Source organism: Acinetobacter sp. V115_6 (assembly GCF_031799025.1).
Classification (GTDB): domain Bacteria; phylum Pseudomonadota; class Gammaproteobacteria; order Pseudomonadales; family Moraxellaceae; genus Acinetobacter; species Acinetobacter pittii.
Window position 1 is genome coordinate 978,458 of the sequence record NZ_JAVQNO010000021.1, and the last position, 18,004, is coordinate 996,461.

Consider the following 18,004-nt stretch of genomic DNA (forward strand, 5'->3'; position numbering starts at 1 on the left):
TTATGACGTTTAAAATTTAGAAATAAATTAGTTGTTTTCATTTTTTTATAGTATTTAGACGAAAAAAACGGAGCCTAAACTCCGCTTTAACTATATAAAAATCAAAGAGCTGCTTTAATTTTTTCAGCTAATTCTTTAATTTTTTCTTGATCCCCTAACTCCACAGCATGGCGTCCAAGATGATGCACATTTGTTGGAATTAGGTGAAAATGAACATGTGGAACAGTTTGTCCTGCTGCTGCTCCAGAAAGTTGCATCAATACAATACCTTCCAAATTGAGTGCTTTTTCCATTGCTTTAGCAATCTTTTGAACAATTTGTATAGTATAGGCTGCTGCTTCAGCAGGTAAGTCCAGCAGTGTTACAGCAGGTGTTTTTGGAATAACTAATGTATGACCATCGGCTTGAGGCATAATATCCATAAAAGCTAGAACTTGATCATCTTCATAGACTTTTATCGCTGGAAGTTCTCCACGTAAAATTTTTGCGAAGATATTTTGATCATCATATGCCATGTATTATTCCTTTAAAATTATTTACATTTCAATTCTTTTTGACGTTCTTTAATAGCGTCAAGACGTTGTTGCTCTTTGTCAGAAAACTTTGGTTTCGTCGTATGACAGTTTTCATTACCATATTTTTCTTTAGCATCAGGATCTTTAAAACAAAAGCCTTTTGACGCATAAATCAAATTGTAATCATCTTGCAATTTTTGACATTCTTGCTCAGGTGTTGCAGCTTGTACGCCTAAACTAGCAATGCTCACCATGCCAGTAAAGACTGCAACCATAAATTTATTCATGAGCTTTTCCTCAGTTAAAGGTATGAACCTGTACTCAATATAAGGTTTCTTACCAATATTTCAATGACTATTAATTACTCAAGTGTCATTTTGGTTTGTATTTTAGGCAAAAAATGAATAAAATATTTATATATCAATGTTTTAAAAACAAACAATAAAAACAAAAACTTAACTAAATTTTTATATATCTTTCGATAATTTAACTACGATCTAACACCTTGTAATTGCTCGTAATGAATGTAACAGAGGTCTTGCATCTGTTAAATAAAAAATTAAAAATGGCGTAGAAAAGCCATATTCACGACTCATCTTTTACTGAAAAGACAGTTTTAGTTTGAATTTTGGTCAATGGAAAAGAAAGATATTAATGACATGATCAAAAAATAAAGCGTGATAGTTATCACGTTTTGTATTTTAGGATTTGGTGGAATTCACTAGGCCCATTTATTTTAGACGGAAATGGGCTTCTTTTATTAAAACAAAGATAAAATTTTCTCGACTTTTATTTTAGCTTACAATTCAACTGAAAGATGTATTGATTTTACATATTTAAAGTCTTATTATATGGCCCATAATTGCTGCGTTTGATAGTTTTTTGTTTTTATAGCCTATTTCTCCAAATGAAATAGGCTTTTTTTATTAAAGTTATTTCAAATCATGAAAAATAAACGGTTTATAATGATAATTATCATACACGATATTGTATTTTTGTGATCAAATAGATGGATCACTTTCACAATTGCTCTAGTCGTTACTTTATAGCATCAGACCCTTACATATAGTAATAGTATATCCATCATACTTCCTTAAAGGATCTAGTCATTCGTTAAGACTAAATATTAAAGGAATAGGTGATGCCACAATTTTTACTAATTGCTGAAAGAGTTTATAAAAAATTTGAAGAGCAAAAGCTTTTCTCAGAGGATATGATCGAGCATTTGAATAGCTTAGTTAGTATTATTCGACTAGAGATAAAAGACACTTCATATAAACTAAAATATAATTTTATTGATTTTGAAGAATGTTTAAATAAGCCTGCAAAGGAATGTACAGTTAAACTCGATATCAGCTTAATGCCAACTTATAAGAATAAAAGTGAGTACATTATGTGGTTGGCAAGTTTTATCGAAAAAATTACTCTAGGTGGAAGAGAAAAGTTTCCACCACTTACAAATAGTTTACTACCGAGCTGTATAGTGACTAATCCTTATTTAACAAAACTGGAGCAGGCAAAGGCTTCTTCTGAAAAAAGTGCACAGATGATTGTAAATTACTTTAAATCATCCGATTATAAAAAAAATAATAAAGTTCCTACATCTTAAAAAATAATAAAATTGAAGTGCTTAAGATGCTTTTTATATAAAAAGATTTGAGTCATAAATGAGATGACTTAATAGAATAGTTGATTACTCTTAGTAAATATATTTCATTGACTTATATTTTATAAACCGCCCATTTGAACGGTTTTTTTATATTTAAATTAAGTACTTTTAAACTATTAAGACAAGCCAGTAAGTAGCTATGAAAATAATAGTATTATTAGTCAATGCGCAGCTATACGGTATCAATTACTCCTAAACCAGTAAATGCAACGAATTGAATCATGACTTTTATCATTAAATTTGCGTTGATCGTTCGGTGAGCCATTTTGCTAGTTGTGGCCAGAACTCCAATGCACTTGCCTGACTCGACATGAGGCCTAAATGTCCGCCAGGGATGAGAGTAAACGTAACATCTTGGCTACTGGTTAACTGGCTTAATGGTTGAGCTGCATCAGCGGTAACCAGTTGATCACTACGACCCGCGCCCACTAAGAGAGAGCAGTCGATATTTTTTAATTCAATTTTTTTATCTTTTAACTCAATAAAGCCGCGCTTCAATGGATTTTGTAGCCAAACATTGAACAACATGTCCTGATTAATTCCCCCCGGGTAATCAATCATATTATTTAAAAAGCTACTTAGTGTGGCATGTTCTTGTACGAACTGAAGATCATTAAGATTTTTAAGTAATTGAATATGACCATCGAGCCAGCCTTTAGGGTCGAGAATTTTGAAACCTAAAGAATTTAAAATTCCTGGGCTATGAATCAAACGTTTTGGTAGTCCAGAGTAAATACGTTCTTGAATTTTTTTATTGCGACCAATCGCGTTGTTTATGGCTCGGTAGAGTTTTCCAATATAACCAGAAGCATAACTGTCTATTGGACTACCAAGAACAATAAGATTTTTAACATAATTTGGATGATTATGCGCTGTATATAAAGTGACGAATATACCTGCCATACTCCATCCGTGAAGCGAGATTTGTTCACTTCTGGAGTGTGTTCTGACAAGTTGTATGGCTTTAGGAATGAAATCTTCAATAAATGATAAAAAGTTAAGATGTCTGTCCTTAAACTTTAAACGGCCCCAATCTACCAAATAGACATCAAAACCAGCATTTTGGAAGTATTTAATAAGAGAACGATAAGGATATAAATCATATATCGCCATATTAATAGCTAAAGGAGCAACGAATACTAAAGGTTCTTTAAATTGTTTTTGAGTAGCTGCGTAATAACGTATACGGGTTTGATTAAATTCACCAATCACTTCGAACGGAGTGCTTTGTGACAATACTAATGTCTGTGGGTGAAATAGTCGGGTAGAGAGATGCTTGATTTGACTTTGTTCAGAGACAAGGGACTTTAAGCGTTTCATCTTACTTTTACCAACTATTTACTAAAGTTGAATAAAGTCTAAGCGATAATTTTAAGGTTTACCTTGACCTTAAATACCCTAGACACTCAAAATGATGATAGTTTTTTAGTACATGACCAGTAAAGGCGAACATTTAATGCACCAGTCTGATGATTTAGAATACCAACTTGATACTTTAGCCATTCGTACCGGACATACTCGTAGTTTTGAAGGCGAACATGGCGAACCGATTTTTTTGACTTCATCATTTGTATATGAAAATGCGGCTGAAGCTGCAGCAAAATTTTCTGGTCAGGTTCAAGGAAATATCTATTCTCGTTTTACTAATCCGACTGTATCGATGTTCGAAAAACGTTTAGCAGCTTTAGACAGTGCTGAACGAGCTGTAGCGACGAGCTCTGGAATGGGCGCAATCTTGTCAGTTGCTATGGCATATCTAAAAGCGGGTGATCATGTTATTTGCTCAAGAGCAGTTTTTGGTTCAGTTGTTGCCTTATTTGAAAAATATATTGCCAAGTTTGGTGTAGACATTACATTTGTTGATTTATGTGATTTAGACGAATGGAAAAATGCTGTACGTCCTGAAACCAAACTTTTCTTTGTTGAGTCACCGTCTAACCCTCTAGCTGAGATTGCAGATATACAAGCACTAGCAGATATCGCCCATGCGAATGGCGCATTACTTGCGGTTGATAACAGTTTCTGTACACCTGTTTTGCAGCAACCACTCAAGTTTGGTGCGGATCTTGTGATTTACTCTGCGACTAAATACCTAGATGGGCAAGGCCGTGCATTAGGCGGTGCTGTTGTTGGCAATCATCAGTTGTTAGAAGAAGTTTTTGGTGTTGTTCGTACGCTTGGACCATCAATGAGCCCATTTAATGCATGGGTTTTCTTAAAAGGTCTAGAAACTTTACGTTTACGTATGAAAGCACACTGTGAGAGTGCTCAAATTCTTGCAGAATGGTTATCTACTCATGAAAAGGTAGAGAAGGTTTACTACGCTGGTTTACCACCTCATGACGGTCATGAACTTGCTGCCAAACAACAAAATGGCTTTGGCGGTATTGTATCGTTCGTTGTTAAAGGCGAGCGTGAAGGTGCGTGGAAGGTTATTGATAATACTAAGTTTATCTCGATTACAGGTAATCTAGGTGATGTGAAATCGACGATTACCCATCCAGCAACCACAACTCATGGCAAACTTTCTGTTGAAGCAAAAGAAGCAGCTGGTATTCAAGAAGGTCTAATTCGTGTTTCTGTTGGTCTAGAAGATATTAATGATATTATTGGCGATATCTCGCGTGGGTTAGATTTAATCTAATTAAGTTATGTTTGTTATGGAAAAGCCACATACATTTTAATGTGGCTTTTTTTTGTTACTTATAAACAACAATAGCAATAAAAAGTCTACGTTTTGTTATAAATCAGTCTAAAATTTCAACGTATAAAAGTTCTAAATTTAATAAAAATAACAAAGAGAGTCTTTAGTCATGCTTAAACCAATAATTATTTTAGTTACGATAGGGGCAATTGGTCTGGTTGGATATAGAGTATTTGCCCAAAAAAATGAACCAACACAGATGAGTGAAACTGTATTATTAATTAATGATGCAAACAAATCTGTTCAGGATGCTGATCTTTCAATAGAAAAAGCCAATACTTCGTTCAAGAAAGTTCCCTTAAGTGAATATAAAACAAACAATAAAAGTCTACAAGCTGCCCAGTAACTTTTCTAAATTTTACTTTTTTCTATTCATCAAAAGTTTTTTATATAAAAGCTTTATAGTGGATTGACCATAGAAAATAGTTTCATAGATACCAATAGAAAACATTGATTTATTGTGTCAGAATTACGGATTAATTTTGATTTAAACGTACTAACCTCAATGATCTTGATGATCTATAGGGGGAGTAGAAAGAGTTTAAGTTTTGCAGTGTTATGTGACTATCAATAATACTTGAAATATTTGATAGAGATACGGAGTTAGGTTTATGAATATCAATATGCTTATGCAGCAAGCGCAGCGCATGCAAAAAGATATGGAATCAAATATAAAAAAGGCTAAAGAAGAGCTTGCTCAAACTGAAGTACACGCTGAAGCGGGCGGTGGTTTAGTTAAAGTCACAATGACTGGCCGTTATATCGTAAAACGTATCGAAATTAATCCAGAATTACTTCAAGATGAACCAGACATGATAGAAGACTTAATTGCTGCTGCAGTAAATGATGCTGTGCGTCAAGCAGAAGTGATTTCTGAAGAAAAAATGCAAAAAGCAAATTCTGGTATGGGTTTACCACCTGGCTTAGCGGGCATGTTCTAAGGAAATTCAGTGTTTAGCGATAGATTTGAACAACTCGTTCAAGCTTTACGTATATTGCCAAGCGTTGGTCCGAAGTCGGCTCAACGTATGGCTTTACATCTTTTGATGAAAAATCGAGAAGGGGCATTTGCATTAGCTCATGCTTTACATGAGGCTTCAAGTTATATACATGAATGTAATGTCTGCCATTCTTTGACTGAAAATGAAGTTTGTGATATTTGCGCCTCAACTGACCGAGATGATCAGTTATTGTGTGTAGTTGAATCACCAGCTGATGTGATGGCGATTGAGCAAAGCGGTAGCTTTCGTGGAAAATACCATGTTTTAGGTGGTCATCTTTCTCCATTAGATGGTATTGGTCCAGAAGAAATTGGTATTCCTTACCTAATTCAGCGTCTAAGCCAAGGTACTATTGAAGAAGTCATTTTGGCAACTAATGCGACTGTAGAAGGACAAGCGACAGCCCATTATTTGGTAGAGGCGACTAAACATTTACCAATACAAATGACGCGTATTGCTCAAGGTGTACCTCAGGGTGGTGAACTCGAATACGTAGATAGCCATACTTTAAGTCAGGCAGTACATAATCGCATGAGAATGAAATAAGTATTTCGATGCTTATTTCATTAATGAATGTACTATCAATTTGATTAAATTTATTAATTGAATTCAGTTATTAAACATAAATATTATTTTGTATTTTATTATTAAAGATATTTTAAACAAAATATGAATATAAGCATGAAAAAGATCTTATAAATTTTAAATAAAGAACATTTGGAGATAAATTTAAAAAGTACAAATAAAAGATCAAAAAATTATCTATTTTCGAAAATTTGTTCAAAAATAGAGTATTCATAAAGGTTTAAGTGGCATTTTTCTGCTTCTATGTTATATATACCAGAGTTTAAAGCACTCTTTGCAATACTTGAGAAAGCATGTTTCAGTTTATCCAACAGCAAACCGAATTGGTTGATGTTCTTCAAAAAATGGATCAATGTTCAATATATGGACTTGATACAGAATTTATTAAGGTTGATACACTCTGGCCTAAACTTGGAGTATGCCAAGTCAATGTAAATGGTGATGTCTATCTGTTGGATGGTGTTTCATTAGATCTAAGTCAGTTTTGGAAAAAGATCTTCCTCGCACAGCAAAACATTTTTCATGCATGCGGAGAAGATATTGATTTAATCTATCATTACGCTGATCAAGAAGATTTGCTTAATGTATTTGATACTCAAGTGGGTCTTTCTTTTTTAGGTCATGGCCTGCAAGTGAGTTACCAAGGTGCTTTAAAACTTTGTCTTGATATTGATATTGAAAAAGATCAAACCAGATCTGATTGGTTAGCTAGACCTTTATCGCCTCAACAACTTTGTTATGCTGCTAACGATGTTTTGTATCTAATGAAGTTAGCTCATCATATTCAAGAGCAGCTTAAGCAGAAAGGGCTTTATAATTATGTTCTTGAGGACTGTAGTAGTCTAACTAAAGAAATCATTAGTGAAACCCCTAACGAATTACTATATACCGATGTGGGAAATTATCGTCACTCACGTCGTCAGCTAATGCAGCTACAAAATTTAAGCGAATGGCGTGAATACATTGTGAAAGCAACGAATCAGCCACGCAGTTTTATTCTTAGAAATTCAACCATGATTGATATGGTTGAAAAGAACCCACGCAATAGCTTTCAACTATCGCAAGTGAAAGATATTCGTCCAAATGTGGTTCGCGAGTACGGCAAAACGATTTTAGAGCTTCTTAAAGATTTGCCAGTCGAAAGCAAATGGCCATCAAAGATTGCAAAACCATTTAAGATTACGTCTAAAGAGACTTTAAATAAAATGGATATGGTGCTTGCTCATGCAATAAATGAGACTTCTATTCCTAAAGAAGTGTTGCTGAGAAAAAAATGGTTAAACGCCATTCATCAACATGTTCTATCTCAAGGGGATGAACGAGATTTACCCGACTATCTGTTAGGATGGCGTTATGAGTTATTAACGCAACCATTAATCCAATTGTTTCAAGAAGAAAAACAAAGTTTATCTATTTAAAATGCAATAAATAATTAGAAATTTAAAGGCTCATCATATGATGAGCCTTTTTAACTAAAGCATAACCATTCTGTTAAATTTTTAATTAATTACTATTTAAAATGAGCTAATTATAATATCTAAGTATACAAAAAATAGATTTTCTTTAGTTTATCTAAATAATTATGTAGTCTAATAAAATTCATAAAATAATGTAATAAAGTAAATATAATTTGAAATTTCAATAATGAATTAAATTAACTTATATAATGAGAAAAATTCAATTGATTAAACATACAGGTCTGTATATTCTTGGATTTAAGAAAAACAACTTCAATTTATATAATATATAACTATAAGTTTGTTTCGGTGCAGAAATGAAAAGCCTACCCAATTGGGTAGGCTTTTTTATTTTTAATGATATGGCTTAGTTAAAGTAACTTAATTTATAAAATTTAAAAATGAGTATTAAAATCTACAGATATTATCTAAATGAATCAGCAAGTTTAGAAACAACTTCTTCAGCTTTTTGAAAAGCATTTTCCAATGATTCTATATGCCTATGATCTCCAAACTCTTGATACTCAGAAGTAATTTCATAAATTTTTTCTACGCCTAAATATTTGCTCAGTGTACGAATGTGGGGTACAAGATGACTCATATCGTGCCGAAGCCCATCTTTCTCAAACCCAAATTCACCGCTGGAAGTGATAATAATTAAAATTTTTCCAGCTAAAACTGGCTGTAAGGGAAAGTCTCCCCGAGCAAGGTCAAAATCAAAGGTTTTATTGATCCGAATAATTTGGTCAAACCATGCTTTCAGTTGAGCAGGCATACCGTAATTGTACATAGGCGAAGAAATTACAAGTATATCTGAGCTCGAAACTTCTGCTATTAATTGATCTGATATAGATAAAACATCACATTGAGCTTCGGTTCTTTTATTGTCAGGTGTGAACACAGCATCAATCCAGTCTTGATTAATAAAGGGTGGTGGATTTATTCCTACGTCACGATAGATATACTCATCTATAGGCAGTTGTTTTTTCCATGAGTTGATTAGCCGATTGGCAATATTTTTTGAAATAGAATTATGATTTGGGTTGGGGTTAATCGCAGCTCTAACACTAGCATCTATATGTAATATCTTACTCATCATTAATTCCAGAAGGGTTAGGATTTAATTTATTTTGATTTTTAAAACATAAGTAGACAAACGAGAAAATTACATTTATAGATGATTTTAGTTCATCTATAAATATAAATGGGGAGGAGGCATGCAAGTTTCTTTGCAAGCACTTAAAGCATTTGAATCAGCCGCTCGATTGGGTAGTTTTAAGTTGGCTGCTGAAGAACTTTCGCTAACACCGACTGCAATTTCACATCATATTGCGAATCTAGAAAGCAGGTTAAATGTTGATTTATTTCATCGACAGGTAAGGAAAATAACGCTTACAACGACAGGGGAAAGACTTGCTGGAGCAATTTCTGAAGGATTTCGTAAAATTGAAAATGCGCTAGATGAAATAACAGTAAATGGAAACGTAGTGAGAGTTGCTAGTACTTCTTCAGTAGCTGCAATGCTGCTAATTCCTTCAATAAATGAATTTTATCAATTGCATCCCGATATATCAGTTGAGTTTTCTACAGGTGAAACTTTAGATAATCACTTATATACATTACCTATTCGATATGGCGACGTATCTTTGGTCCAGTCTCAAGATATCGTTAAATATGAGTCTTTTAATGTATTTGGTTCATCCAAACTTGATCTGCTTAAATGTTCTAGTGAGCCAATAACTTTATTTACGACAGAATGGAAAAATAAGGCGTTACCGAGCCCACCACTAGAGGCTTGGCTTGAGGAAAATGAATGGAACCAAGATAGGGTGACGATTAAGAAATTTGATCAGGAAATTTTTGGGATACACGAGGCTTTATCTGCCAATGGATTAGTATTTTGCTCTACTACACTTACCCAAAGGTTTGTTAAGGCGAATCTTTTACAGGAGTTTAAAACTAAAGCCGTTCAATCAAAGCTGTGTTACTACATTCCAAATAAGGAGGATCTTAAAAATAGAAATGCCAGAAAATTTATCGAATGGGTGGAAAGTTTATTCAATCAATAAACCTATATCTCTGATTGGTTTTAACTACACAACACTAAAACTTATATAGCCTTTTTATGCTATAAAATTATATAGATTAATAATTAGAGAGATAAATATGCTTAACAACTTTAATGCTGAACAAGCTCGTCAAAACGCTAAAAACTTTAAAATAAATCAAGACGTCATATTGGAAAAAATTTTAACTGGGACGGAGTCTGAATCTAAAGAGGGGAAGCGAAAAGCAACTTTCTGGTTTCCTGTTGATGCTATAAGTCCTGATCATCTTACACTGGTTGAAGAGGAGCTTAGAAGCAGAGGTTTTAATGTGTCAACTGATATTGAGCACTCCGGTACTACGATCACAATTGAAATAAGCTTCTAATGAATAATTGTTTTAACTAAACCACTCTTAAAAAAGAGTGGTTTTTTTATTGCATGATTTATCGTGATCTAGAGGAAGTTAAATATAAATTTATTTACAATTAAATTTATATTAATCAGGATATTATTTGACAGGTTTTATCTTGTTCTGTAGCTTTACTTTTTGAGTGGAATATGGATATGAACTTCCAAACAATACTTTTATCTTTCAAAAATCAATCTACTGGTACAGATGCATTTAAAGACTTAAAAAATGCATGTGAGCAGTCACTTAAAGAATCTCAAGATACAAAAGAAAAAGCAGCAGTTTACCTAATCTACGGTTTCGCACGTAGTTATGTAATCTTATATGAAGATGAAGCTGTAACGAGAGAATTTGCCCATACCTCTAAAACTCAACTCATTGCTTATATGGAGAGTTTTAATGAGGCTCTATTAAGTCAAGATGATAGCGCTATTTTGAGTGCCTTAAATCAAGTAAGCGATGACTATATAAAAAGCTCTCGCGTCTTCTAGAAAAAAATTAACACGTCCTTAAATAAAAAATACTTCTTTAGTTTGGGCTAAAGAAGTATTTATTTTAATATATTAATGGGACTTTTTCTTACCGCCACCATCTTGTTTATTGACGGTAGACCATGCAATTCGTTCGGCTTCTTCTTGAGAATGGCCTCTATCTACTTCACTCTCAACAATATGTTTGGCCTGACGTTTTTGCTTGGCTGTATAAGCAGTTTTATCACCACGAGGCATAATTTCATCCTCCATATCTATGAACAAGATACTTAATATTTAAACATGTTGAAAATTTAAACCAGTTAAGTAATGTCTCCCAATGTGTATTAAGTGCATAGAAATTTTACTCAAATGTGAATTTAAAAAGGTAATACCTGATTGTAATATGATAAATTTCATAGAATTAAATCGTGAAATTATTAAAGATAGATCACAAAAAGTACTCAGTAACGAACATTTTTTCTTTTTTCCTAAAAATTGTTTTATTTTATTAAATTTGAAAATTATGTTTAATTATTTAAAATCAAATATTTATTAATTTTATATGGAACCTTGTTTTTAACAGGAACAAAGTTATTATCGACCTTAATCAATGTTGTAGGTTAATATTTCTCAAGAATTAAAAAAACGACTGATGCGTAAACAAACCTGCGTGTGTGTGTCGTTTTTTTTCATGTATGCTGTCCTTAGTTCAAGAGTTGATTTGAAATGCACTGTGATATTTATAGATCGAGCAAAAAAGATGAAATGTACATGTATATTGCTCGTCCAAACTATCCTGACAATACGGAACAAGCTGATCCGTTTGAAAATGTTCCTGAAGCTGTTTTACAAGCGTTTGGTCGTGCAACGTTTGTCATGCATTTAGAGTTGGCTCCAACACGTAAATTGGCGCGTGTTAATGTTTTACATGTTTTAGACTCATTACAAACAAAAGGTTTCTTTATTCAGATGCCGCCAGAAGGGTTAATTAACCCGAATGCAGTTGAACCAGAGGGCTTACGTGGTGCGTGAAGATCAAACTGGAATAATGAATCAATTATTCTCTTTTTTGGATGTTATTCCTGAAGGTGTTATTGCTTTAACAGCTTATGGAATAGGCGCTATTATTGCTTTGTGGTGTTGGTGGCGATTAATGCGCCGTCTTCCTACCACCTTTGGTGCAATTAGCTGGCTGATTGTATTTGCTATTTTAGTTACACCAACAGTGTCTGAAGGACCGAATGCATCTGTAGCACCTGCTATTTTTGGACTACTTTTTGGTATTTTAACTAAAGATAGTCCGTTGATTTGGTCAAATTTATCTTTAATTCTGTTTGTAGTTGGTCTAGGTTTGGTGATTGGATATTGTTGGTCAAAATATTCAACAAACAAAAGCATGCGTTCCATCTAACCATTGAAATAGAAAAATAAGGTCTTTACATGTCTGCTGATACCCAACATTTTACCGGTACAGATCAATATATCGCGACTGATAGTCTTAAGCTTGCTGTAAAAGCAGCTCGTGCTTTGCAAAAGCCTTTACTGATTAAGGGTGAACCGGGCACGGGTAAAACTTTACTTGCTGAACAAGTAGCACAAAGTTTAGGTTTAAAACTGATTACTTGGCATATCAAATCTACAACTAAAGCACAGCAAGGGTTGTATGAATATGATGCAGTTTCTCGTTTAAGAGATAGCCAATTAGGTGATGACCGAGTTTACGATATTAAGAACTATATTAAACCCGGTAAATTGTGGGAAGCTTTCACCAGTGAAGAGCGTTGCGTATTATTAATTGATGAAATTGATAAGGCCGATATCGAGTTTCCAAATGACTTGTTGCATGAACTCGATAAAATGTCTTTTTATGTTTATGAAACGAATGAAACAATTACGGCAACGCAACGCCCAATTGTAATTATTACTTCAAATAATGAAAAAGAATTACCAGATGCATTCTTGCGTCGTTGCTTCTTCCACTATATTGAGTTTCCAGATGAAGCCACAATGCGAGAAATCATTGCGGTTCATTTCCCAAATATCTCTGCAACATTGGTGAACGAAGCTTTACAGGTTTTCTTTAAACTACGTGAAATTCCTAATTTGAAGAAACCACCATCAACCTCTGAGTTAATTGATTGGTTAAGCTTGCTCATGGCAGATGATATGCCTGAAGATGTATTACGTAATCGAGATACCTCTAAAGCTATTCCACCTTTATATGGTGCTCTCATCAAAAACGAGCAAGATGTACAACTTCTCGAACGCTTGGCTTTCATGTCTCGACGTTAAGGGAGGAAGTAACCCATGTTTGTGCGGTTATTTTACACCTTACGTAAATATGGTGTTCCAGTTACCACTCGTGAACTCATTGATCTAAACCGTGCGGTGAGTGAAGGTTTGGTTTTTGCTGACCAAGAAGAGTTCTATCAGCTTGCTAAAACTATTTTAGTTAAAGATGAGCGATTTTTTGATAAGTTTGATCGTGCCATGAAAGATTACTTTGATGGTATTGAAACTTTTGATATCGATGAGTTGCTTAAGCAAGTTCATAAATTACCAAAAGACTGGTTCGATTTAGAACTTCTCGAAAAGCATTTAACCCCAGAGCAAAGAGCTGAACTTCAAAAAGCAGGTTCTTTAGAAGAACTGATGAAGATGCTAGAAGAGCGTTTACGCGAACAGCATAAGAAACACCAAGGTGGTAACCGTATGGTTGGCACAGGTGGAACTTCACCTTTTGGAGCTTTTGGTGACCATCCAGAAGGAGTCAGAATTGGTGGGCCGGGGCGTAAACGTTCGGCGGTTAAAGTCTGGGAACAACGGAAATACCAAAATCTAGATGACGACCAAGTTCTTGGAACTCGTCAGATGCAAATTGCGTTACGACGTTTACGCAAATTTGCTCGCCAAGGCGCAGCTGAAGAGTTAGACGTTGATGGAACTATTCGAGAAACAGCCAAACAAGGTATCTTGGATGTTCAGATGGTGCCAGAGCGTCGCAATCGAATCAAAGTACTCATGTTGTTTGATGTGGGTGGTTCGATGGATGCACACATTGCCCAATGTGAAAAGCTTTTCAGCGCAGCTAAAACCGAATTCAAAACGCTTGAATACTTTTATTTTCATAACTGTCTCTATGACTATGTTTGGAAAGATAACTACCGAAGAACAGCAACCCGCATGAATACATGGGATCTGTTCCATACTTACGGACGCGACTATCGTGTAATTGTCGTAGGTGATGCCAGTATGGCACCGTATGAGCTGAAATCGGTGGGTGGCTCGGTTGAATATATGAATGATGAAACAGGTGAGGTTTGGTTACGTCGCCTACGTCAACATTTTGATAAAACAGCATGGTTAAACCCTGAAACTGAAGGGTATTGGCATTACACTCAAACCATTGGTTGGATTAAAGAGATTTTTGAAAACCATATGTATCCAATGACCCTAAAAGGTATTGAGGATCTGACGCGTTACCTTTCTCGATAAACTTGATAACTTTAATAATTTAAAAAGAGGGATGATATGCAACATCAAATTAATGGTATTGCTTTGCCAAATGAACAGGGATTTTTTGGTGAATATGGAGGCCAATTTATTCCTCCGCATTTAAAAGAAGCAATGGATGAAATTAATGTTGCTTATGAAGAAATTCGCCATACACCAGAATTTCAAAATGAATTATCAGACCTCTTTTCAAATTATGTAGGTCGTCCAAGTCCTTTATTTCACGCAAAACGTCTTTCTGAGCAGTTAGGCGGTGCACAAATTTATTTAAAACGTGAAGACTTAAATCATACAGGTGCTCATAAAATTAATCACTGTTTAGGTGAGGCTCTACTTGCTAAATATATGGGCAAAAAGAAAGTTATTGCCGAGACTGGTGCGGGACAGCATGGCGTTGCTTTAGCCACGGCTTGTGCTTTAGTTGGTATTCCATGTGAAATTCACATGGGACAAGTCGATATTGAAAAAGAACACCCTAATGTGGTCAAAATGAAAATTTTGGGTGCTCATTTAGTTTCAGTAACACGTGGTACAGCAACCTTAAAAGATGCTGTAGATAGCGCGTTTGAAGAATATTTAAAAGACCCTAAAAATTTTATATATGCCATTGGTTCTGTGGTTGGACCACATCCATTTCCAAAAATGGTTCGAGATTTTCAATCGATTATTGGCAATGAAATTAAAGAGCAGACGCATCATCATTTTGGTAAAAACCCAGATTATGTTGTCGCATGTGTTGGTGGCGGTTCAAATGCAATCGGTGCTTTTACGGCATTTTTAAATGATTCGGATGTGAAATTGGTTGGGGTTGAACCAGCAGGACATGGTTTAGAAACTCACATGCATTCGGCAACTTTAACCTTAGGTAAACCAAGTCAAATTCATGGTATGGCGTGTTACGTGCTTGAAAATGAAGCTGGTGAACCGTTACCCGTGCATTCTATTGCTTCAGGATTGGACTATCCTGGTGTTGGGCCACAGCATAGTTTCTTAAAAGATTTAGGCCGTGTTGAATATAGCACAGCAACTGACCAAGAATGTTTGGATGCTTTTATGACCTTATCTCGTGTAGAAGGAATAGTTCCTGCGCTTGAAAGCTCACACGCTGTCGCATGGGCAATACGAGAAGCGCCAAAGCTGTCGAAAGAAACCATGATTGTGGTTAATCTTTCTGGTCGTGGAGATAAAGATTCAGATTATGTGGCAGAAAAACTTAAGATTTAAACCCACTAAACATCAAAAGCGGTCAAACTTCAAAGACCGCTTTTTTATTTCATAGACGAAATCTATCCTTTGCTAAAAGTTCATTATTTCTTAATTAAAACAAAGTATGCTGATTTTAAGCTGTGATTGTTAGAGATAGGTGTGTAAAACACTGCTTCACAAGGCAAAGCGTTGCGTTGCTTTGTCTCACTCAGTAGAATAGTCACTTTGCAAAATTTGCCTTTGGAGACGCCTAAGTGGAGCGACCGACGATTAGCCCTGAACATTTACAGGAAGCTGCTGAAAATTTATCTACAATTCGAGATTTTATTCGCTTTGGGGTATCAGCATTACGTCAACATGATGCACATTTAGGACAAGGTACTGAAGATTATTTTGCAGAAAGTTCTGCATTAGTTTTACAAACCTTATCTCTTGAATGGTCAGCAGACTCAGAGATTTTAGACGCTAAGCTTTTGCCAAGTGAAAAAGCAGAATTCTTAAGTTTGTTAGAACGTCGTATTAATGACCGTATTCCGACTTCTTATTTATTAAATTTAGCTTACTTCTTTAATAAGCCATTTTATGTGGATGAGCGCGTACTTATTCCGCGTTCACCAATCGCTGAATTAATTGAACAGCGCTTTGCACCATATTGCTTAGATGAAAATGGTCAAATGCGTGAAGCACTTAACAACCTGCCAGAAAATGCTAAACCTAAAACTCCACAGCGTATTTTAGATATGTGCACAGGTTCTGGTTGTATTGCTGTTGCTTTGGCTTATGCATATCCAGATGCGGAAGTGGATGCAACGGACATCTCTAAAGAAGCCTTAGAAGTAGCATCGATTAATGTTGAACACCACAATAAGCAATATCAAGTTGCGTTACTTGAATCTGATTTATTTGCCAAGATTCCAGCTGAAAACCAGTACGATTTAATTGTAAGTAATCCTCCGTACGTTGATGCCGAAGATATGGCTGACTTACCGGAAGAGTTTTTACACGAACCTGAGCTTGCATTGGCAGCAGGCCAAGACGGTTTAGATCTAGTGCGTAAAATGCTTGTTCAAGCGGCAGATTATTTAACTGAAGATGGTTTAATTGTCATTGAAGTGGGTAATTCTGAATGGGCTATGCGCCAAAACTTCAATACGATTGATTTCAACTGGCTTACTTTCCAAAAAGGTGGTTCTGGCATTTTTGCTTTAACCGCAGAACAATGTCGTCGTTATAGAAAACTATTTGAACAGCAACAAGCATAAGGAGTTGTACATATGGCAGGGAACAGTATTGGACAACTCTTTCGTGTAACGACATGTGGCGAGTCTCATGGCGTTGGCTTAATGGCAATTGTTGATGGCGTGCCACCTGGTCTTGAGTTAACTGAAGACGATCTACAAAAAGATCTGGACCGCCGTAAGCCGGGAACCTCGAAATTTGCGACTCAGCGTAAAGAACCTGATCAGATTGAAATTATTTCTGGTGTGTTTGAGGGCAAAACTACTGGTACGCCAATTGGTTTACTCATTCGTAATACTGACCAAAAATCGAAAGATTACGGCAATATTGCTCAGACTTTTAGACCGGGTCATGCGGACTACACCTATACACAAAAGTATGGTTTCCGTGATTATCGTGGTGGCGGTCGTTCGAGTGCACGTGAAACTGCTATGCGTGTTGCAGCAGGTGCTATTGCAAAAAAATATTTAGCAGAAAAATTTGGTGTCTTGATTCGTGGTCATGTCACTCAAATTGGTAATGAAGTTGCTGAAAAACTGGATTGGAATGAAGTTCCAAATAATCCATTTTTCTGTGGTGATGTAGATGCTGTTCCTCGTTTTGAAGCATTGGTTACGTCTTTGCGTGAACAAGGCACAAGCTGCGGGGCTAAGCTAGAAATTTTAGCTGAAAAAGTTCCTGTAGGTTGGGGTGAACCTGTTTTTGACCGTCTAGATGCTGACATTGCTCATGCCATGATGAGCATTAATGCGGTTAAAGGGGTTGAAATCGGGGATGGTTTCGCAGTTGCTGGGCAGTTTGGTCATGAAACACGTGATGAGTTGACGAGTAATGGCTTCTTAGCGAACCATGCAGGTGGTATTTTAGGCGGTATTTCGAGTGGTCAGACGATTCGAGTTGCCATTGCATTAAAACCTACTGCAAGTATTACAACACCAGGTAAAACGATTAATTTAAGCCGTGAAGATACTGATGTGTTAACTAAAGGTCGTCATGACCCATGTGTAGGTGTACGAGCAACTCCAATTGCAGAAGCAATGTTGGCTATTGTCCTAATGGATCACTTCCTACGCCATCGTGCACAAAATGCAGATGTTGTTCCACCGTTTGAACCAATTGAACCATAGTCATAATTTTGACTATAGTAAATTAAGCCCCCATATTTAACTTAAACTTGGGGGCTTT

Annotated in this window: 21 protein-coding genes; 16 read left to right on the plus strand and 5 right to left on the minus strand. The window is 35.5% G+C overall.

Annotation, left to right across the window (positions count from 1 at the left end):
• Window positions 1-101: 101 nt before the first annotated feature.
• A complete protein-coding gene (locus RMA94_RS13075) occupies window positions 102-515 on the minus strand; it encodes an HIT family protein (protein WP_005069390.1) in 414 nt (137 codons plus the stop codon).
• A gap of 17 nt (window positions 516-532) precedes the next feature.
• The gene (locus tag RMA94_RS13080; protein WP_002122146.1) at window positions 533-802 is read right to left on the minus strand and encodes a YARHG domain-containing protein; all 270 of its coding nucleotides are present in this window, start codon (window positions 800-802) and stop codon (window positions 533-535) included.
• A gap of 854 nt (window positions 803-1,656) precedes the next feature.
• Here RMA94_RS13080 and RMA94_RS13085 point away from each other — a divergent pair.
• Window positions 1,657-2,124 (plus strand): hypothetical protein, encoded by a 468-nt coding sequence (locus RMA94_RS13085; RefSeq protein ID WP_311083294.1) that lies wholly within the window; start codon window positions 1,657-1,659, stop codon window positions 2,122-2,124.
• Window positions 2,125-2,418: 294 nt separating this feature from the next.
• Here the strand turns inward: RMA94_RS13085 and RMA94_RS13090 are convergent, their stop codons facing one another.
• Entirely contained in the window at window positions 2,419-3,504 is a 1,086-nt protein-coding gene (locus RMA94_RS13090) for an alpha/beta fold hydrolase (RefSeq protein ID WP_311083296.1), read from the minus strand.
• A 136-nt stretch (window positions 3,505-3,640) separates the two neighbouring features.
• Here RMA94_RS13090 and RMA94_RS13095 point away from each other — a divergent pair, with 136 nt between their 5' ends.
• The 5 genes from RMA94_RS13095 to RMA94_RS13115 all read left to right on the plus strand — a co-directional run bounded on the left by RMA94_RS13095 (window position 3,641) and on the right by RMA94_RS13115 (window position 7,892).
• Window positions 3,641-4,828, plus strand: coding sequence for an O-succinylhomoserine sulfhydrylase (locus RMA94_RS13095; RefSeq protein ID WP_311083298.1), 1,188 nt, complete (start codon window positions 3,641-3,643; stop codon window positions 4,826-4,828).
• Window positions 4,829-4,997: 169 nt separating this feature from the next.
• Window positions 4,998-5,234: a hypothetical protein gene (locus RMA94_RS13100; RefSeq protein ID WP_311083300.1), complete on the plus strand. Its 237-nt coding sequence runs from the start codon at window positions 4,998-5,000 to the stop codon at window positions 5,232-5,234.
• Window positions 5,235-5,499: 265 nt separating this feature from the next.
• On the plus strand, window positions 5,500-5,829 hold the full coding sequence (locus RMA94_RS13105) for a YbaB/EbfC family nucleoid-associated protein (protein ID WP_002113538.1): 330 nt from the start codon (window positions 5,500-5,502) through the stop codon (window positions 5,827-5,829).
• Window positions 5,830-5,838: 9 nt separating this feature from the next.
• Complete coding sequence (gene recR, locus RMA94_RS13110) at window positions 5,839-6,435, plus strand: recombination mediator RecR (protein WP_086398987.1); 597 nt, start codon at window positions 5,839-5,841, stop codon at window positions 6,433-6,435.
• Window positions 6,436-6,767: 332 nt separating this feature from the next.
• Window positions 6,768-7,892 (plus strand): HRDC domain-containing protein, encoded by a 1,125-nt coding sequence (locus RMA94_RS13115; RefSeq protein ID WP_311083304.1) that lies wholly within the window; start codon window positions 6,768-6,770, stop codon window positions 7,890-7,892.
• Between the two features lie 463 nt (window positions 7,893-8,355).
• Here RMA94_RS13115 and RMA94_RS13120 read toward each other — a convergent pair whose 3' ends face one another.
• Window positions 8,356-9,030, minus strand: a complete 675-nt coding sequence (locus RMA94_RS13120) for an NAD(P)H-dependent oxidoreductase (protein ID WP_311083306.1) — start codon at window positions 9,028-9,030, stop codon at window positions 8,356-8,358.
• A 118-nt stretch (window positions 9,031-9,148) separates the two neighbouring features.
• On the opposite strand from RMA94_RS13120, the gene RMA94_RS13125 reads away from it, so the two are divergent.
• The 3 genes from RMA94_RS13125 (at window position 9,149) to RMA94_RS13135 (ending at window position 10,879) form a co-directional block, all read left to right on the plus strand.
• Window positions 9,149-10,000: a LysR family transcriptional regulator gene (locus tag RMA94_RS13125; protein ID WP_311083309.1), complete on the plus strand. Its 852-nt coding sequence runs from the start codon at window positions 9,149-9,151 to the stop codon at window positions 9,998-10,000.
• Window positions 10,001-10,097: 97 nt separating this feature from the next.
• A complete protein-coding gene (locus RMA94_RS13130; RefSeq protein WP_014206661.1) occupies window positions 10,098-10,364 on the plus strand; it encodes a hypothetical protein in 267 nt (88 codons plus the stop codon).
• A 179-nt stretch (window positions 10,365-10,543) separates the two neighbouring features.
• Entirely contained in the window at window positions 10,544-10,879 is a 336-nt protein-coding gene (locus RMA94_RS13135) for a hypothetical protein (RefSeq protein WP_311083311.1), read from the plus strand.
• A 72-nt stretch (window positions 10,880-10,951) separates the two neighbouring features.
• Here RMA94_RS13135 and RMA94_RS13140 read toward each other — a convergent pair whose 3' ends face one another.
• Window positions 10,952-11,116 (minus strand): hypothetical protein, encoded by a 165-nt coding sequence (locus RMA94_RS13140; protein WP_002113596.1) that lies wholly within the window; start codon window positions 11,114-11,116, stop codon window positions 10,952-10,954.
• A 471-nt stretch (window positions 11,117-11,587) separates the two neighbouring features.
• Between RMA94_RS13140 and RMA94_RS13145 the strand changes: the two genes are divergently transcribed.
• The 7 genes from RMA94_RS13145 to aroC all read left to right on the plus strand — a co-directional run bounded on the left by RMA94_RS13145 (window position 11,588) and on the right by aroC (window position 17,946).
• Complete coding sequence (locus RMA94_RS13145; protein WP_005069366.1) at window positions 11,588-11,893, plus strand: YcgL domain-containing protein; 306 nt, start codon at window positions 11,588-11,590, stop codon at window positions 11,891-11,893.
• Entirely contained in the window at window positions 11,886-12,272 is a 387-nt protein-coding gene (locus tag RMA94_RS13150) for a hypothetical protein (RefSeq protein WP_025469819.1), read from the plus strand. Before RMA94_RS13145 ends, RMA94_RS13150 begins: the two co-directional genes overlap by 8 nt.
• A gap of 29 nt (window positions 12,273-12,301) precedes the next feature.
• Entirely contained in the window at window positions 12,302-13,153 is an 852-nt protein-coding gene (locus RMA94_RS13155) for a MoxR family ATPase (protein ID WP_002113662.1), read from the plus strand.
• Window positions 13,154-13,168: 15 nt separating this feature from the next.
• Window positions 13,169-14,356, plus strand: a complete 1,188-nt coding sequence (locus RMA94_RS13160) for a VWA domain-containing protein (RefSeq protein ID WP_000498060.1) — start codon at window positions 13,169-13,171, stop codon at window positions 14,354-14,356.
• A gap of 36 nt (window positions 14,357-14,392) precedes the next feature.
• The gene (gene trpB, locus RMA94_RS13165) at window positions 14,393-15,598 is read left to right on the plus strand and encodes a tryptophan synthase subunit beta (RefSeq protein ID WP_311083313.1); all 1,206 of its coding nucleotides are present in this window, start codon (window positions 14,393-14,395) and stop codon (window positions 15,596-15,598) included.
• 236 nt (window positions 15,599-15,834) lie between these two features.
• Window positions 15,835-16,842: a 50S ribosomal protein L3 N(5)-glutamine methyltransferase gene (gene prmB / locus RMA94_RS13170; RefSeq protein WP_311083315.1), complete on the plus strand. Its 1,008-nt coding sequence runs from the start codon at window positions 15,835-15,837 to the stop codon at window positions 16,840-16,842.
• Between the two features lie 12 nt (window positions 16,843-16,854).
• Window positions 16,855-17,946 carry a chorismate synthase gene (aroC, locus tag RMA94_RS13175; RefSeq protein WP_311083317.1) on the plus strand — a complete coding sequence of 364 codons (1,092 nt, stop codon included), beginning with the start codon at window positions 16,855-16,857 and terminating at the stop codon, window positions 17,944-17,946.
• The last annotated feature ends 58 nt before the right edge of the window (window positions 17,947-18,004 follow it).

Coding starts and splice junctions, on each gene's coding strand:
- RMA94_RS13075 (WP_005069390.1), bottom strand. CDS start 515: ATGGCATATGATGATCAAAATATCTTCGCAAAAATTTTACGTGGAGAA.
- RMA94_RS13080 (WP_002122146.1), bottom strand. CDS start 802: ATGAATAAATTTATGGTTGCAGTCTTTACTGGCATGGTGAGCATTGCT.
- RMA94_RS13085 (WP_311083294.1), top strand. CDS start 1,657: ATGCCACAATTTTTACTAATTGCTGAAAGAGTTTATAAAAAATTTGAA.
- RMA94_RS13090 (WP_311083296.1), bottom strand. CDS start 3,504: ATGAAACGCTTAAAGTCCCTTGTCTCTGAACAAAGTCAAATCAAGCAT.
- RMA94_RS13095 (WP_311083298.1), top strand. CDS start 3,641: ATGCACCAGTCTGATGATTTAGAATACCAACTTGATACTTTAGCCATT.
- RMA94_RS13100 (WP_311083300.1), top strand. CDS start 4,998: ATGCTTAAACCAATAATTATTTTAGTTACGATAGGGGCAATTGGTCTG.
- RMA94_RS13105 (WP_002113538.1), top strand. CDS start 5,500: ATGAATATCAATATGCTTATGCAGCAAGCGCAGCGCATGCAAAAAGAT.
- RMA94_RS13115 (WP_311083304.1), top strand. CDS start 6,768: ATGTTTCAGTTTATCCAACAGCAAACCGAATTGGTTGATGTTCTTCAA.
- RMA94_RS13120 (WP_311083306.1), bottom strand. CDS start 9,030: ATGATGAGTAAGATATTACATATAGATGCTAGTGTTAGAGCTGCGATT.
- RMA94_RS13125 (WP_311083309.1), top strand. CDS start 9,149: ATGCAAGTTTCTTTGCAAGCACTTAAAGCATTTGAATCAGCCGCTCGA.
- RMA94_RS13130 (WP_014206661.1), top strand. CDS start 10,098: ATGCTTAACAACTTTAATGCTGAACAAGCTCGTCAAAACGCTAAAAAC.
- RMA94_RS13135 (WP_311083311.1), top strand. CDS start 10,544: ATGAACTTCCAAACAATACTTTTATCTTTCAAAAATCAATCTACTGGT.
- RMA94_RS13140 (WP_002113596.1), bottom strand. CDS start 11,116: ATGCCTCGTGGTGATAAAACTGCTTATACAGCCAAGCAAAAACGTCAG.
- RMA94_RS13145 (WP_005069366.1), top strand. CDS start 11,588: ATGCACTGTGATATTTATAGATCGAGCAAAAAAGATGAAATGTACATG.
- RMA94_RS13155 (WP_002113662.1), top strand. CDS start 12,302: ATGTCTGCTGATACCCAACATTTTACCGGTACAGATCAATATATCGCG.
- RMA94_RS13160 (WP_000498060.1), top strand. CDS start 13,169: ATGTTTGTGCGGTTATTTTACACCTTACGTAAATATGGTGTTCCAGTT.
- trpB (WP_311083313.1), top strand. CDS start 14,393: ATGCAACATCAAATTAATGGTATTGCTTTGCCAAATGAACAGGGATTT.
- aroC (WP_311083317.1), top strand. CDS start 16,855: ATGGCAGGGAACAGTATTGGACAACTCTTTCGTGTAACGACATGTGGC.